This window comes from Methanoculleus frigidifontis, from assembly GCF_030464345.1.
In the GTDB taxonomy this organism is placed as follows: domain Archaea; phylum Halobacteriota; class Methanomicrobia; order Methanomicrobiales; family Methanoculleaceae; genus Methanoculleus_A; species Methanoculleus_A frigidifontis.
Genome location: NZ_VCYH01000011.1, coordinates 34622 through 49270 on the forward strand (window position 1 = coordinate 34622; position 14649 = coordinate 49270).

General features: G+C 61.7%; 12 protein-coding genes. 5 read left to right on the plus strand and 7 right to left on the minus strand.

Annotated features, from left to right (window positions below; all coding sequences use genetic code 11):
• Positions 1 to 2 precede the first annotated feature (2 nt).
• The 5 genes from FGU65_RS13900 to FGU65_RS13920 all read right to left on the minus strand — a co-directional run bounded on the left by FGU65_RS13900 (position 3) and on the right by FGU65_RS13920 (position 8773).
• Positions 3 to 1883, minus strand: coding sequence for a sensor histidine kinase (locus FGU65_RS13900; protein ID WP_301665099.1), 1881 nt, complete (start codon positions 1881 to 1883; stop codon positions 3 to 5).
• A gap of 160 nt (positions 1884 to 2043) precedes the next feature.
• Positions 2044 to 3963 (minus strand): sensor histidine kinase, encoded by a 1920-nt coding sequence (locus FGU65_RS13905; protein WP_301665100.1) that lies wholly within the window; start codon positions 3961 to 3963, stop codon positions 2044 to 2046.
• Positions 3960 to 5849 (minus strand): sensor histidine kinase, encoded by a 1890-nt coding sequence (locus tag FGU65_RS13910; RefSeq protein WP_301665101.1) that lies wholly within the window; start codon positions 5847 to 5849, stop codon positions 3960 to 3962. The genes FGU65_RS13905 and FGU65_RS13910 overlap by 4 nt, the downstream gene beginning before the upstream one ends.
• Before the next feature lie 288 nt (positions 5850 to 6137).
• Positions 6138 to 7805 (minus strand): thermosome subunit alpha, encoded by a 1668-nt coding sequence (gene thsA / locus FGU65_RS13915; protein ID WP_301665102.1) that lies wholly within the window; start codon positions 7803 to 7805, stop codon positions 6138 to 6140.
• A gap of 56 nt (positions 7806 to 7861) precedes the next feature.
• Positions 7862 to 8773, minus strand: a complete 912-nt coding sequence (locus tag FGU65_RS13920; protein WP_301665103.1) for a transcriptional regulator — start codon at positions 8771 to 8773, stop codon at positions 7862 to 7864.
• Positions 8774 to 8820: 47 nt separating this feature from the next.
• Between FGU65_RS13920 and FGU65_RS13925 the strand changes: the two genes are divergently transcribed.
• Positions 8821 to 10053 carry a tRNA(Ile)(2)-agmatinylcytidine synthase gene (locus tag FGU65_RS13925; protein ID WP_301665104.1) on the plus strand — a complete coding sequence of 411 codons (1233 nt, stop codon included), beginning with the start codon at positions 8821 to 8823 and terminating at the stop codon, positions 10051 to 10053.
• Between the two features lie 463 nt (positions 10054 to 10516).
• Here FGU65_RS13925 and FGU65_RS13930 read toward each other — a convergent pair whose 3' ends face one another.
• Positions 10517 to 11023, minus strand: coding sequence for a GNAT family N-acetyltransferase (locus tag FGU65_RS13930; RefSeq protein ID WP_301665105.1), 507 nt, complete (start codon positions 11021 to 11023; stop codon positions 10517 to 10519).
• A 307-nt stretch (positions 11024 to 11330) separates the two neighbouring features.
• On the opposite strand from FGU65_RS13930, the gene FGU65_RS13935 reads away from it, so the two are divergent.
• The 4 genes from FGU65_RS13935 to FGU65_RS13950 all read left to right on the plus strand — a co-directional run bounded on the left by FGU65_RS13935 (position 11331) and on the right by FGU65_RS13950 (position 14267).
• On the plus strand, positions 11331 to 12266 hold the full coding sequence (locus FGU65_RS13935) for a deoxyhypusine synthase (RefSeq protein WP_301665106.1): 936 nt from the start codon (positions 11331 to 11333) through the stop codon (positions 12264 to 12266).
• Complete coding sequence (gene pyrF / locus FGU65_RS13940) at positions 12263 to 12898, plus strand: orotidine-5'-phosphate decarboxylase (RefSeq protein WP_301665107.1); 636 nt, start codon at positions 12263 to 12265, stop codon at positions 12896 to 12898. The genes FGU65_RS13935 and pyrF overlap by 4 nt, the downstream gene beginning before the upstream one ends.
• A gap of 131 nt (positions 12899 to 13029) precedes the next feature.
• Complete coding sequence (gene nrdD / locus FGU65_RS13945; protein ID WP_301665108.1) at positions 13030 to 13392, plus strand: anaerobic ribonucleoside-triphosphate reductase; 363 nt, start codon at positions 13030 to 13032, stop codon at positions 13390 to 13392.
• Positions 13389 to 14267, plus strand: coding sequence for an adenosylcobinamide amidohydrolase (locus FGU65_RS13950; protein ID WP_301665109.1), 879 nt, complete (start codon positions 13389 to 13391; stop codon positions 14265 to 14267). Before nrdD ends, FGU65_RS13950 begins: the two co-directional genes overlap by 4 nt.
• Positions 14268 to 14271: 4 nt before the next feature.
• Here the strand turns inward: FGU65_RS13950 and FGU65_RS13955 are convergent, their stop codons facing one another.
• On the minus strand, positions 14272 to 14466 hold the full coding sequence (locus tag FGU65_RS13955) for a DUF1858 domain-containing protein (protein ID WP_301665110.1): 195 nt from the start codon (positions 14464 to 14466) through the stop codon (positions 14272 to 14274).
• Positions 14467 to 14649 lie beyond the last annotated feature (183 nt).

Below are 14649 nucleotides of genomic sequence, written 5' to 3' on the forward strand. Positions count from 1 at the left end.
CCCTATCCTGTATCCGCCTTCTGCAGCGTGAACCTGATTGCAGTACCCCGCTCCGGTTCTCCGGGAACCCTGTCCTCCACCCATATCCTGCCGCCATACCGCTCGACGAGCATCCGGCAGATGTAGAGGCCGAGACCCCGACCGCTCTTCTCTCCTCCCCCTCTGGTAAACCGGCTGAAGAGTTCTGTCTTCACCGCATCCGGGATGCCGGGGCCGGTATCCTCGACCGATACGACGACCTCGCCGCCGTGTTCCCGGGCGGCGATGGCGACCTCGACCTCCGGGCCGCCGAATTTTGCGGCGTTGCCGATGAGGTTTGTGAAGATCTCGGAGAGCAGGTCGTCGGCAAGGACGTGGGCACCGGTGCCTGCATACCGGATCCGGGTATCGGGGTAATGCTCGATCTCTGCCCGGATGACCGGGTCGAGCGCAACGGGGGCAAGGACGGTCTTCCCCTCGTGGATCTGCCTGATGGTGTTGACGTTTCTGATGATCTGGGCGTTCTTCTGGAGCGCTCTGTGCAGTTTCTCGGTGTACTCCCGCGGCTCGCCGTCGAGTTCCTCCAGCAGCAGATCGGCGTAGAGGATGGCCGTGTTCGTCGTGTTGTTGACGTCGTGCGCCATAATGTCCAGGTACAGGTTTGCCTTCTCCGTCGACTCCTGCAGCCGGACCGTCCGCTCCCGGACCTGCTCTTCGAGCCCCTCGCTGTACTCCCGGATCGTTTCTTCCGACTCTTTCAGCCGGCTGATGGTGGACTTCAGTGTTCCCACCATCCGGTTGATGCTCTGCTCAAGCACCCGGACTTCCCGCGCCGCCGCGACCCGGACGGTGTGATCGAGGTCGCCGTCTGCGATCACCTCGATATCGTCGACGATCTCCGCGATCGGCCGGGTGAGCCGGCGGGTCACCGCCAGTATGGCGATGCTGCAGAGGCTGATCGCCAGGAGCGCGATGGCCGACCGGTAGAAGAGCATCTGATCGAGCTCGTCCTGAATGAGCGCCGTATTGTAGGTCAGTTCGATGATGAGGCTCGTGTCGGAGGGATACGCGGGATCTTTCAGGTCGATGAAGAGGTAGCGGGTCAGTTTTCCGTCGCCCTGCACCTCGTAGTCCGAACGGGCGGGCACGATCACCTCCGTCACCAGCCGCTGCGCATCCGGGTTGATCGTTGTGTTCGTCTCGTCTACGGGATTGCCGAAGACGTCATATGCCTGGATCGATTCGAGGTACGGATTGAGCGCGACCAGGTTCTGCATATTCTCCATAGATCGCACCCGGTTGCGCTCGTCGGCAAACGCCTCCGGGACGAACCCGAGCTCAAGGAGGTAACGATGGTCCGGCGTCGGCATGTAGGCGAACTTCCGGATCTGCCCGGTCGCCTGCTCGTAGACGACGCGGTCGGCGGCGAAGGAGTCCCCCTGGCGCAGCTCGGTGATCTCGGCGTAAAATTCAGGGTTGTCCCGAAAGTCGCGTCCCTGGTCGGGCGGGTAGGTGGTGTACTCGATCACGCCCTCCTCGTTGATGACGTAGAGGTCGATCATCCCGCCCATCCGCTCTTTGATCCCTGCCAGATCCATCGCTGACGGATCTCCGCCGGTTCGGTTGTACTCCCGGAGAAAGAGATCGAACCCGGTCTCCAGCCTGGCGTTGAGAGCGTCGTCGAAGAGTTTCAGGCCTGCATCGGTGTTCTCGACCGAGGTGCGGATGCTCCGCTCCGTAACATTCTGCAGCGTACTCAGATCCGATGTCATCCGATTCTGCTCTTCGACGTAATCGTGGACCGAGATGAGTCCTATGGTGGGGATGACGATGAGGAGAATGGCCAGGATAAATATATGGGTGAACGGCCGGTCTTTCGTGTCACCATTGTTGGTTCTCTTCATGAGCCGGGTATATGCGGGCGCAGAGGCTACGGGCGCTGTCCGGGATCGGTGCGGCGGATATCACTCCGGCAGGAGACCCGCCTGTGGTCGGGATGCCTCCGGAGATCGGTCACCCGTATCGCATTCTCCGTGCTTAAGACTTCCTCCCATCTCCCTCTGCTCAGATACCGCGCTCCGGTGATGAAATGTCGGATTCTGGTGCCTTCTGCAGGGTGAACCGGAACGCTGCCCCTTTCTCCGGGTGACCGGGCACCCGGTCGTCGATCCAGATCCTGCCGCCGTAGCGCTCGACGAGCATCCGGCAGATGTAGAGGCCAAGGCCTTTCCTGGCAGGGCTCTCCTCTCCTGCCCGCGACCCGGTGACGAGACTCTCTTTCTGCCTGTCCGGAACACCCGGGCCGGTATCCGCGACCGTCACGACGATCTCGTTCCCTTCCTCCTGTACGGTGATGGTGATCCGGGTGTCGGAGCCGCCGTGTCTGACGGCGTTGCCGATGAGGTTCGTGAAGATCTCCGGCAGCAGTTCGTCGGCGAGAACCGTGACCGGGCGGGGTTCGTAGCGTATGGCTGCCGTTGGGTGGCCCGCGATCTGCATTGTGATGGTGCTGTCGAGATCGACCGCTCGCAGCGGTGCAGCCTCGTCCTGCACTTTTCTGATGGTTGCGACGCGGTCGATGATCTCCCGGCTCATCTGGAGGCGCCGGAGAGCCTTTTCCGCATGTTCGCGCCGCTCTCCCTCGAGGATCTCGGCGAGGAGCGCGGCGTAGCCGACAGTGACGGCGTTGGCGTTGTTGATGTCGTGGATGAGGATGTCGAGGTACAGGTTCGCCTCCTGGTTGGAGGACTCGAGCTCGGCCGTCCGCTCCCTGACTTTCTCTTCGAGGTCTTCGCTGTACTGCTGTATCTGCTTCTCCGATGCCTCGAGCCGCCTGATATTGTCCTTCAGGCTTGCGACCATCGCCGTGATGCTCCGCTCGAGCCTGGCGAACTCGGCGCCGCCGGTTGCGCCGACGGCGTGGTCGAGGTCGCCGCGGGCGATGGTATCGACGTCGTTGGCGATCCGGCGCACCGGGCGGGTGATGCGCTGTGCGACGGGGAAGGCAATCGCTGCGGTCAGGATGATGGCAGCAAGAGCGAGGAGGAGGTGATGCATCCGGGTCCAGTATAACGTCTCCATAAGGGGCAGGGTTGTGTAGGTCAGCTCGACGACACTGTCCACGGTAATGGCGTAATCCTGATCGCTGCAGTTGATGTGGATATAGCGGGTGAGCGTGCCGTTCTCCGGGTCAACGACCTCGACGTCGGTGCCGTCCCGGAGCACGGCCGCCACGATCGGCCACGCCGGCGGTTGGTGGATCGCTGCCCCGTCGCGCTCTACTGCGGCCTGCTGCCCGAATTCGCAATAGACCCTGATGCCGAGCAGGTCGGGATTCAGGTCGAGCGCTCTGCTGATGACGGAGGTATAGGTGAGATCGCCGGAGTAGGGAGAGTCGTCCGGGAGCGTCGTGCCGAGCTCGAAGAGGTAGCGGTGGTCCGGCGTCGGCATATAGGCATACTTCATAACCTGCCCGCTGCCGGGCTCTTTCACCATCCGCTCCGCCGAGAAGGCGTCGCCGAGGCGCAGCGCCGTAAGGGACGCGTAGTACTCGGGGTATATCCTGAAGTCGAGACCGAGATCCTGCTCGTCGGTCGTGTACTCGATGATTCCACTCTCGTTGATGATGTAGAGATCCATATCGCCGCCGATCCGCTCCCGGACGGCTGCAAGATCCATTCTTGCCGGGTCTCTGCCGGAACGCTCGTACTCCTCCAGGAACGGCCCGAAAGCCTGCCGCATCCTGCGGTCGAGAGAGGTGGCAAAGAGTTTGCGCCCGGTATCGATCAGGTGCATCGCCTGACCGATGCTCTTCTCGGTCTGCTCCTGCAGGAGGAGGTGCTCCGTCACGAGCTCGTTTTCGACCTCCCAGTTGTCCATCGCCGCGATGAATCCGATGGTCGGGACGGCGACCAGGATGATCGCAGCCAGCAGGTACCAGGTGAAGGAGAGCCCCTCCCGCCGTTCCGGTTCATCCGGCGTCATGCCGCGGGACCTCCCCGTCTGAGAGTGAACCGGAACGCTGCCCCTTCCTCCGGGCGGCCCGGCACCCGGTCGCCCGCCCATATCCTGCCGCCGTAGCGCTCGACGAGCATTTTGCAGATGTAGAGGCCAAGGCCGCTGCCGCTCGCTTTGGTCTCCCCCCGGCTGAGCCGGTCAAAGAGCGTCTCTTTCATGCCGTCCGGAATCCCGGGGCCGGTGTCTTCGACCGTGACCGTGACCGTATCGCCCTGGTCTTCGACGCGGATGGTGATCCGGACGCCGTCACCACCGAATTTGACGGCGTTTCCGAGGAGGTTGGTGAATATCACACTGATGAGATCGTCGGCGAGGACGCAGGCATCGGTTCCGGCATACCGGATGGCGGCACAGGAATAGTGGCCGATCTCGCTCCGGATAACGGGGTCGAGAGCGAGACTCGTCAGGGGGAGGCGGCTCTCCCGGATTTGCCGTATTGTGTTGACGTTTTTGAGTATCTGGGAGCTCTTCTGCAGCCCTTTCCGGATGTTCTGCACGTATGCCTCCTCCGGTTCCCCGGCGACCTCGGAGAGGAGATGATCGGCGTAGAGGCCTGCGACATTGTTGGCGTTGCCGATATCGTGGGTCATGATATCGAGATAGAGGTTGACCTTCTCGTTGCTCTTCTGCAGGTCCGCCGTCCGTTCCAGGACCTGTTCCTCGAGGCGCTCGCTATGCTCGCGTTCCCGCTGCTCCGCTGCCGTGAGACGATCGATATGCGTCTTCAGGGCGGCGACCATCGTATTGATGCTCCGCTCGAGCCTGACAAATTCGGCGCCGCCGGTTGCGCCGACGGCGTGGTCGAGGTCTCCGCCGGCGATCGTATCGACGTCGTCCGCGATCCTGCGGATAGGCTGTGTAACCCGGTGGGCTGCGATCGCCGTCAGCCCGACGGCGAAGAGGACTGCGATCACGGCGATGAAGGTATGCGTGAGCAGCAGGCGGTTGAGCTGTGCTGCTGCGAACCGGGTGCTGTAGGCCATCTCGACGATCAGGCTCAGGTCCGAGGCGTACTCGGGGCTTGTCAGGTCGACGAAGATGAACCGGATCACGTCCCCCGTCGTCTCGTTGACGGTCTCGAGATCCTGCTTCTGCTCGTACGCCTGCAGAACCATGGCGTGGCGGTGTTCTTCGCCCGGCACCGTCACGTTGGTGACCTGCTTTCCGCGCCAGTTGAAGATCCGGAGGTTCTCGACGTTCGGGTTGAGCGCGATCAGCGCTGCAACGGTATCGCTGTATTTCAGGATCGAGCGGTACTGCTGAAACTCCGACTCCGCAAGGCCGAGTTCGAGGAGGTAACGCCGGTCGGGTGTGGGCATGTAGGCGTATTTCCGCAGCTCTCCGGTCGACATCTCGTTGACGATCCGGTCCGCTGCGAAGCTGCCGTTCTGTCGGAGATCGGTGATGTACTCGTAGAAGTAGGGGATGGTGCTGAAGTCGAGTCCGCGGTCGGGTTCGCATGTGGTATACTCAATAACGCCGGACTCGTTGATGACGTAGAGGTCCATGATGCCGCCGAGTTCTGCTTTGACGGCTGCAAGGTCCATCTCTGCCGGATCGCTTCCTGCCCGCTCGTACTCGGCGAGGAACGGCACGAATCCCTCCCGCATCTCCTCGGTCAGGCTGTCGTCGAATGCTTTCAGACCTGCATCGACGAGCGAGATTGAGAGGACTATGCTCCTTTCGGTCTGTTTCCGGAGTATCTGGCTGTTTTCCACCTGCGTCTGCTCGACGTCGGTGTAGTCAATGAAGGAGATGAACACGATGATCGGGATCAGTATCAGGAGCATGGCGATGATCAGGTACCGGGTGAAGGAGAGTTGCCGTGCCGCAGGGGTCATGTGTTCCTTCATCGCCATCTCGCCGATCTTTTCTCTCTGGCTCCGCCCGGCAGACGGATCGCCGTCTTCCTCGTATTGTTGTATATATTCCTGTTTATTTAGGCTGTGCGGTTTGCCTATTGAGATCACCATTTTCGGGCTGTGAACGCTCCGGAATTATGACCTGGGGATGCGTGCCTGGTGCTCCCGGAAGTGACGATGGTCCTGCACTGCAGGTTTCGATGCGGGAATCGTTCGGAAAAATAAGGGGAGAGAGCCTCTCGAAGGCTCCTCGCAGTTGGTGTAGAGGGTTGGTGGGGTTTACATCATGCCGGGCATACCGCCCATGCCGCCCATGCCGCCCATGCCGCCGCCCATTGCGGCCATCTCTTCGGGGCTGGGTCCGCCGGACTTGGATGCGGCGATGACGTCGTCGATCCGGAGGATCATGATGGCTGCTTCGGCAGCGCTGGTCACGGCCTGGGTCTTCACGCGGAGGGGTTCAACGACGCCTGCCTTGAGCATGTCGTTGGACTTGGCGTTGAAGACGTCGAGGCCCATGTACTTCGCGTTCTTGCCGCCCTTCTCGTGGGATGCACGGAGCTCGACGAGCATGTCGATGGGGTCGAGACCGGCGTTCTCTGCGAGCGTGCGCGGGATGATCTCGAGCGCGTTTGCAAATGACTCGATGGCGAGCTGGGCACGGCCGCCGACGCTTGCTGCGTAGTCGCGGAGCCGGAGCGAGAGTTCGATCTCGGGTGCGCCGCCGCCGGCGACGAACTTCTTGTCCTCGACCGCAACGCTGACCACGCGGAGTGCGTCCTCGATGGCACGGTCGAGCTCGTCGACGACGTGCTCGGTGCCGCCGCGGATGATGATCGAGACCGCTTTCGGGTTCTCGCACTCGGTGACGAAGACCATCTCTTCGCCGGAGACCTTCTTCTCCTCGACAAGGCCTGCCTTTCCGAGCTCCTCGGATGCGATGGCGTCGATGCTGCTGACGACGGATGCGCCGGTCGCACGGGCGAGTTTCTCCATGTCGCTCTTCTTGACGCGGCGGATTGCGAAGATGCCTGCCTTTGCGAGGTAGTGCTGGGCGATGTCGTCGATACCCTTCTGGCAGAAGAGGACATTCGCGTCGCTTTCGACGATCTTGTCGACGATGCCCTTGATCATCCGCTCTTCCTCATCGAGGAACATCTGAAGCTGATCCGGGCTCGTGATGCTGATCTCGGCGTCGACCTCAGTCTTCTTGAACTCGACGGCTGCATTGAGGAGCAGGATCTTTGCGTTCTCGACCTTGCGGGGCATGGCGGGGTGGACACGCTCCTTGTCGACGATCATGCCTTCGATGATCTCGGACTCGTCGATGGAGCCGCCGACCTTCTTCTCGACCTTGACGTACTCCGTGTCGACGGTGCCGTCTGCGTCGGCAACCATGGTGATCGCCTTGACGACGAGGTCGGTCAGCTTCTCCTTGGCTGCCTCGGCGCCCTTGCCGGTCATGGCGGTGTCTGCGATCTTTCTGAGCATCTCGATATCGGTGGCCTTGACATCGATCGCAATGTCCTTGAGGATCTCCTGCGCCTTGTCAGCGGCCATGCGGTAGCCGTGAGCGATGACGGTAGGGTGTACGTCCTGCTCGAGGAGATCCTCGGCACGCTTCAGGAGTTCGCCTGCGACGACGACTGCCGTGGTGGTTCCGTCGCCGACCTCATCGTCCTGGGTCTTGGCGATCTCGACCATCATCTTTGCTGCAGGGTGCTCGATGTCCATCTCTTTGAGGATGGTCACACCGTCGTTCGTGATGACGACGTCGCCGATGGTGTCGACGAGCATCTTGTCCATGCCCTTCGGGCCGAGCGTCGTCCGTACGGCGCTTGCGACGGCCTTTGCCGCTGCAATGTTTGCTCCCTGTGCGTCACGACCGCGGGTACGCTGGCTACCCTCTTTCAGAATAAGAATTGGTTGTCCTCCTAGACTTGACATTGCTATCACCGTTTTACGCGGTAAAAATGTAGGTTTGTGGTTCTATATAAACGTTTCTAGTCTTGAAGGATATCGATGAGATCGGATCCTTCTTCAAGAGAGTGGAGGTGTTCTTCGCCGATAATGAGCGTCCTCCCCACCCTTTTCTGTTTTTTATAGTCGGTGATGATGCAGATCGCATGCGTCCGTGTGATCTGCGAGATATTTCCGATGAGCGAGGCGCGCTTGACGACCTTCTGTGCCGAACCGTATGCGGCCAGAATGGTGTGCCCTTCGAAGAGCGCGAGCGCCTGGAAGGGTGCCTGCCGCATGGCATGGAGCTCCATGCCCATTCGTTCGAGGTCGCCGAGGATCTCCGCCCTGACCCGGTCGGCCTCGCTCTCGGCAGGCGTATGGTACTCAATGATGTCGATGGATTCGACGAGGGGGGCGTTGAAGAGCTCTTCGAGCTTGATGGCAATGTCGAGCGTCGTTCCCATGCCGCTCTCGTACTTGCTTATCGTCCGCCGGGAGACGCCGAGCACCGATGCCAGGTCGCCGAGGGACATCTGCGAGCGTTCCCGCATCTCGCGGATCAGGTCGCCCTTGATCCTGACGTAGAGTCCGCCGGGTGACGCATAGACCATCGGGGAGACCCCCTCGACGAAGTAATCGTAGAGCGTCTCGGGGCTGAGTGCGAAGAGCCCGTACCGGAGGTAGACGACTCCCCGCTCGAGTTCTGCGTCCCGGGCACGTTCTCCGACGATAAGCGGCGTTGCGCCGATGTAGCGTGCGATCTGGTTGAGATCCCAGGCGATGTCGGCACTGACACTGTCGATGTGGGAGACGACTTTGAAGATGAGAAGCGTGTCGCCGCGTTTGGCAATAACGTCGAAGCTCCGTGGCCGGATATTGCACCGCTCGGATACGTCGTACTCGGCAAGGAGCATGACGCTGATGACCATCTGGGGTAGACGATCCTGTGACATTCCCGCAAGAATCGATATAGTGCGGGAACAATATAAAATATAGGGTTATGCGGATCGGGGTCGATGACACGGATTCTCCTGCAGGGATGTGCACGACATACCTCGGGGCAGCCCTGATCCGGCGTCTCCATAGCGCCGGGATCTCTGTCGGGGAAGCACGGCTGATCCGCCTGAACCCGAACGTGGTCTATAAAACCCGGGGCAATGCGGCCGTCTGTATCGAGGCGGAGGGCGACCCGGACCGTGCGTTCGCCGAGGCATGCCGGTGCGTCGAGGACCTGGCGGACTTTGCAGGCGCAGAGACCAACCCCGGGGTCGTGGTCTGCGAGACACCCCCGCCGCCCGACTTTTATTATGCTGCGCTCCGGGACTTCTGCGAGATCGATGATGCACGGGAGATGCTTGAAGCGATCGGTGCCCGCTACCGGGGGTACAAGAACGGCCGGGGGCTGATCGGAGCGGCGGCGGCGGTCTCGAGCGAGCTCCCTGACCGCACCTGCGAGCTCCTCGCCTACCGCCGGCCCGAGCGGTGGGAGACAGCCCGCGAGGTCGATCCGGTGAGCATCTTCCGCGCCGAAGAGGCGACGTGGCCGCATACCTGGGACTCGGTCGACCGGGAAAACGACGTCGTCGTCTGCGTGCCCCATACCCCCGACCCGGTGCTCTTCGGCATCCGCGGCGAGAGCCCGGAATGGGTCGGAAAGGCGCGGGGCTGCATCTCCTCCGAGGAGCCGCTCTGCGAGCAGGTCTACGTCACCAACCAGGGGACCGACGCCCACCTGATCCCGGGGGCAATCGGCAACCTGCTGGAAGGCCGCTCGTATATTCTCGCAGGCCGCGTCGCCGCCGTGCCTGCAACGGGCGTCGGCGGCCACGTCTCGGTCGCTCTCGAGGATGCGGGACAGACGCTGCGATGCATGGCCTATGAACCCACCAAGCAGTTTCGGGATGTCATCCGGCGGCTGATCCCCGGGGATGCGGTGGTCGCCGTCGGCAGTTACAAAGGCGGGAGCCTGAACCTCGAGAAGATCTGCATCCGCACCCTCGCCGAAAGGGTCGATCTGCGCCCTCCGATCTGCACGGCCTGCGGCAAACGGATGACCAGTGCCGGATCGCAGAAGGGATACAAGTGCAGGCGGTGCGGTGCGCGTGCGGCGGAGCCGGAGACGGTAGATCGGCAGCGCACCATCCGGCCGGGCTGGTACGAAGTGCCGCCGACGGCACGCCGCCACCTTGCAAAACCACTGGTGCGGGGCGTTCCCGATCTTCCCCGGGTCTGATTGGATTTTTTGCTCCGTGCTGTGATGGAGTTCCTCCTCTGTCGGCCCTGCCCGGGAGAGCCTGCCGGGGACGTTAAGCTGAAAAAGGTACCTTATTTAACTTATTCATATTTTAATCTGAATTGGCTAATGAGGTATGGTGATCCCGGAACGGGTGTATGTGACGGATCGGTCGGGGTGCTCTATCGCCGGCGCGAGACGGATCGGAACCCAGGATCGACGATCTCCCGGGCGTGCTGCCCGAACGGGTGCAGAGGAGGCTTCTGGATGCCCTCCGGAAGCTCTTCCGGTGCCAGCCTCCTCTGCACCCGCTGCAAAAGAGATGGTTCGTTCCAAACTCGATATTCCCGGTGCGGTGTAGACGGGATCGCCCCGTGCCGGGTGCCAACATCCCCTGTTGACACCCTTTTTTTTATGCCCTGACCGCTCTATTCCTGTGGTATCCCGAAAAGAATAGGGTTCCTCACGGTTGGCGGCCGCTCCGGAGTGCACATTCGTAGACCTTCGTCCCCTCTTCCGCCCCGTCTCCGGCGAGCAAAAACCCGTTCTTCTCGAGAACCCGTATCGATGCCGCCCGATGGGGGTAGGTGTGGGCGATGATCCGCCTGCCCGGGTATTCGCGCAGCATCCGGGCGACGAGCCCCCGGACTGCCTCCGTGGCATACCCGCATCCCTGGTGCTCCCGGGCGACGGAGTAGCCGATCTCGAGCGTTCCGTCGTCATGCACCAGGTATCCGCCGTTTCCGACGAGCTTTCGCGGTATTGTCTCACCCTCTCGCGCCACCCAGTAGTAGGTCTCGACGCGGGGGATCGCTTCGCTGAGTCGCTCGATAAACTCCTCGAGAACTTCAGGCGTCACCTCGTCCGGCGGCCAGGATGTCGGAATCCGGGCATTGAGTGTAATGCCCAGCGACTGGCGGTCAAAGCGATCACAGGTCAGGAGCTCGACCGTTGCCGGTACGAGATCCATTCGTTCGGTCTGTATGCATATAGGTTTCATGCGTGATCAACACGTACCAGTAGTCATATGGCAGGCGTGCGCCCGCAGCGAGGCGATCCGGTTCGTGAGGGGGAAATTCTCCTTAACGGTTCAGACGCCGTCGAACCTCTCTTCTCCGGCCGCATGCGGGCATGGTGGTCGGGAGCGAAGGTTCAACCATGGCATCACCGAAGAAAGATCTCCGCGCCTGTAATAAATACCCGCCGCTCTCCGGGAGGCGGTGTTATCGTTTATTGTATATGAACGCCAACCTTCCAGTGAACTGGTGCGACTCATCATGACAGTACACTGCGGGGATGCGGTAAAGCAGGCAGCGGTTCGCCCCGGGATGACGGTCGGCGAACTCCTGGAGCAGCTCGGGCGTGCCGGCGCCTATAATGCCGGTTCGCTCTGGACTGCGGCGAATATCTACGAACGAATGCTCCGGGACGAGGAGGCCACCCGGTTCTTCGGGCTTGCGGGTGCGATGGTCCCGGCGGGGATGGGCGGCATCGTCGCCGACCTGATCCGGCGGGGGCATGTCGATGTCCTGGTCTCGACCGGCGCCAACCTCACCCACGACATCATCGAGGCGATCGGATGCCACCACTATCACGGTACCGCCGCCTGCTCCGACGTCGAACTGCGGGATGAGGATATCAACCGGATCTACGACGTCTTCCTGCCGAATGAGGCGTTTGTACGCTTTGAGGAGTTTCTCCAGGGGGTCTACGGAGACCTTGCAGAGGGGAGCGTGATCTCGATCAGCGGTCTTCTGCGCATGATCGGCGAACGCCTCGACACCGGTATCCTCGCGGCCGCTGCGGAGAAGGAGGTTCCGATCTACTGTCCGGCGGTCCAGGACTCGATGATCGGGCTGCAGTACTGGCTGTTTTCCCAGACGCACCGCGTGGTCGTGGACGCCTTCGCCGATATGCCCGCACTCCTCGATCGCTGTTTTACCGCGGAGCGTGCCGGGGCGGTGCTCGTCGGCGGCGGTGTCCCGAAGAACTACATCCTGCAGAGCATGCTCATGACCGAGAAGGGATTTGAGTATGCCGTCCAGTTGACCGGGGATAGGCCGGACCTCGGCGGGCTCTCCGGGGCGACGCTCGACGAAGCCCGATCCTGGGGCAAGATCACCGGCGAGGCGACGGCGGCGACGGTCTACGGCGATGCGACCATCAACCTTCCGCTGCTCGTCGCTGCGGTGCTCGAGAGGCTGGAAGCATGACCGAACTGATCCTTTCCCTGGACGTCCTCGACCGGAAGCGCGCAGTCGAGATTGCGGAGGCCGCAAGCCCCTGCATCGATGCCGTCAAGATCGGGTATCCGCTGGTGCTCGCCGCCGGTCTCGGGATCGCCCGCGACCTTGGCGGCCTCGGCCTTCCGCTGATCGCAGACTTCAAGGTGGCGGATATTCCGAACACCAACCGGTTGATCTGCGAGCAGGTCTTTGCGGCCGGGTTTGATGCGGTCATCGCTCACGGGTTCACCGGGACGGATGCGGCACGGGCGTGTGTCGCCGCAGCCCATGACTCCGGGGGAGCATGCTACGTCGTCGTCGAGATGAGCCACCCCGGAGCGACTGAGTTCTTCCACGGCGGGACCGCCGAACGGCTCGCGAACCTTGCGGTCGACTGCCGGGCCGACGGCATCATCGCGCCTGCGACCCGGCCCGACCGGATATCCGTCCTCCGCGAGATCGTCGGTTCGAAGGCTATCTATTCGCCCGGTGTCGGCGCACAGGGAGGCGATCCCGAGATTGTGGCGCGGCTCGTCGACGGCATCATCGTAGGGCGCAGCATCTATGAGGCACCCGACCCTGCCGTAGCGGCACGCGAGTTCGCCCGCATCCGCCGATGATGAGAATTCCGTTCCGATCCCGCCTGCCGTTAGCGGCGGTGGGAGACGACGAACCCTATGAGTTGCCTGAGGCGGATGCAGGCCCCGGCCGCATCTGAAAGATTAAATAAGCAGTCTGACAAGGTGATAGTATGAACTGGAATGCCGAGCAGCGTGCACTGGCCGAGAAATATCAGCGGCTTGATGATATTCCCGTCGGAGAGCGGAGATACAAGTGCCATTCCTGCCACTATGTTGTGGCTGAGACACCGTGCCCGCACTGCGGCGAGACACACCTTGAGATCATGTGCCCGCTCGATCACTGCTCATGCCCCCACACCGTCATTGAGCGGATCGAGTACTGTCCGCTCTGCGGCCAGGCGGTCTGCCCCGAGTGCGGAAGCCACGACGTGGTGCAGATCAGCAGGGTGACCGGGTATATGCAGGACGTTGCAGGCTGGAATGCGGGCAAGCAGCAGGAACTGAAGGACAGAGTCCGTTACTCCGCAGTATGAGATATTTTCTCCGGGACGGCACCCTTTTTCTCCGCGGTACCTTCAGAGCCGCGAGCACCGGTGTCCGCGGCGGCCTTGCGGATATCACGACGATCTACAATCACACTGTGCCGCAGAACTTCGATCATGAGGAGCTCTCCCGCTACATGGACGGGATCGCTGTACAGCGCGGGTTCTCGAACGAGTATTTCGGACTGCTGACCGCGGTTGCGATGCAAAATCTCTGCATTCTCCAGTACGACTTTGTCACGGTCTTTGTCACTGCCGGTGTGACCAATCCGAATCCGGATCCGCCGCATACGATCAACGTCATCGTCTTCTCCCGTGAGGGCATGGCCGATTCTGCGCTCCTCGAGACGATCGTCACGGTGACGGAGGCGAAGGCGCAGGCGCTCCGGGACATGGGGTACGCGTTCACCGGCACGACGACCGATGCGGTGATCGCCGCGTGCGAGGGTCAGCCCGTGCAGCATACGTTTGCCGGGACGCTGACCGAGGTCGGCCGGCGTGTCTACGCTGCAGTGCACTTCGGCGTTCAGGAGGCGCTGAAGCGCCAGGAGGGCGTGGTTCACCGCAAAGAACCTTCGTTCTTCATCTTCAGCAGATACGGCGGGGAGCGCTGGGTGGAGTGGATTGCAGAGGGGTGTCCGTACTACCCGTGCCATTTTGCCGGGCAGCGGTGCGATTTCTGCTACTGCCCCTACTACCCATGCGGCGACGAAGATCTCGGAGACTGGGTGGAGAGTTCGAACGGCGGCCCGGTCTGGGCGTGTACGCGCTGCACGCTCCTGCACGTCCCGGAAGTGGCAGAGTATGTAAAAAGAAATCCTGAAGCGTCACTTGCCGAGGTGAAGCGCTTCAGGGATACGCTGTAAAAACTTACTTTTCAGGGATTCCAAGCGCGGAGAGCATCTCGTCGAGCGGGATGCCGTGAGCCTGTGCCGCTTCCCGGACCGTCTCGTTGTTTGCGATGGCGCATCCGAGGCAGCCCATGCCGAACCGGAAGAGTACCTGAGCGGATTCGGGCTTTTCGCGCAGGAGTTCTGCAATTGTACTGTCTGCGTTCAACGTCATGCCACTGATCTTGGCTTTCCCTGTATATATACTTGGAGTGAATCGTGCTCTGCCTGACGGAGAATGCGCTGGAGACGCCCGGCGGCGTTCTCTGCCGACGTTATGCCGTAACCCCGTTCATCCCCGGCCGCGATCGTTCGGTTCATCTGGTAGTGCCCTACGAAACAACTGATACTACCTTTG

Excerpts from the sequence above, each read along its gene's own strand:
- FGU65_RS13900 (WP_301665099.1), bottom strand. The coding sequence starts at position 1,883 with ATGAAGAGAACCAACAATGGTGACACGAAAGACCGGCCGTTCACCCAT.
- FGU65_RS13920 (WP_301665103.1), bottom strand. The coding sequence starts at position 8,773 with ATGTCACAGGATCGTCTACCCCAGATGGTCATCAGCGTCATGCTCCTT.
- FGU65_RS13910 (WP_301665101.1), bottom strand. The coding sequence starts at position 5,849 with ATGAAGGAACACATGACCCCTGCGGCACGGCAACTCTCCTTCACCCGG.
- FGU65_RS13950 (WP_301665109.1), top strand. The coding sequence starts at position 13,389 with ATGAGATATTTTCTCCGGGACGGCACCCTTTTTCTCCGCGGTACCTTC.
- FGU65_RS13930 (WP_301665105.1), bottom strand. The coding sequence starts at position 11,023 with ATGGATCTCGTACCGGCAACGGTCGAGCTCCTGACCTGTGATCGCTTT.
- nrdD (WP_301665108.1), top strand. The coding sequence starts at position 13,030 with ATGAACTGGAATGCCGAGCAGCGTGCACTGGCCGAGAAATATCAGCGG.
- pyrF (WP_301665107.1), top strand. The coding sequence starts at position 12,263 with ATGACCGAACTGATCCTTTCCCTGGACGTCCTCGACCGGAAGCGCGCA.
- FGU65_RS13905 (WP_301665100.1), bottom strand. The coding sequence starts at position 3,963 with ATGACGCCGGATGAACCGGAACGGCGGGAGGGGCTCTCCTTCACCTGG.
- FGU65_RS13925 (WP_301665104.1), top strand. The coding sequence starts at position 8,821 with ATGCGGATCGGGGTCGATGACACGGATTCTCCTGCAGGGATGTGCACG.
- FGU65_RS13935 (WP_301665106.1), top strand. The coding sequence starts at position 11,331 with ATGACAGTACACTGCGGGGATGCGGTAAAGCAGGCAGCGGTTCGCCCC.
- FGU65_RS13955 (WP_301665110.1), bottom strand. The coding sequence starts at position 14,466 with ATGACGTTGAACGCAGACAGTACAATTGCAGAACTCCTGCGCGAAAAG.
- thsA (WP_301665102.1), bottom strand. The coding sequence starts at position 7,805 with ATGTCAAGTCTAGGAGGACAACCAATTCTTATTCTGAAAGAGGGTAGC.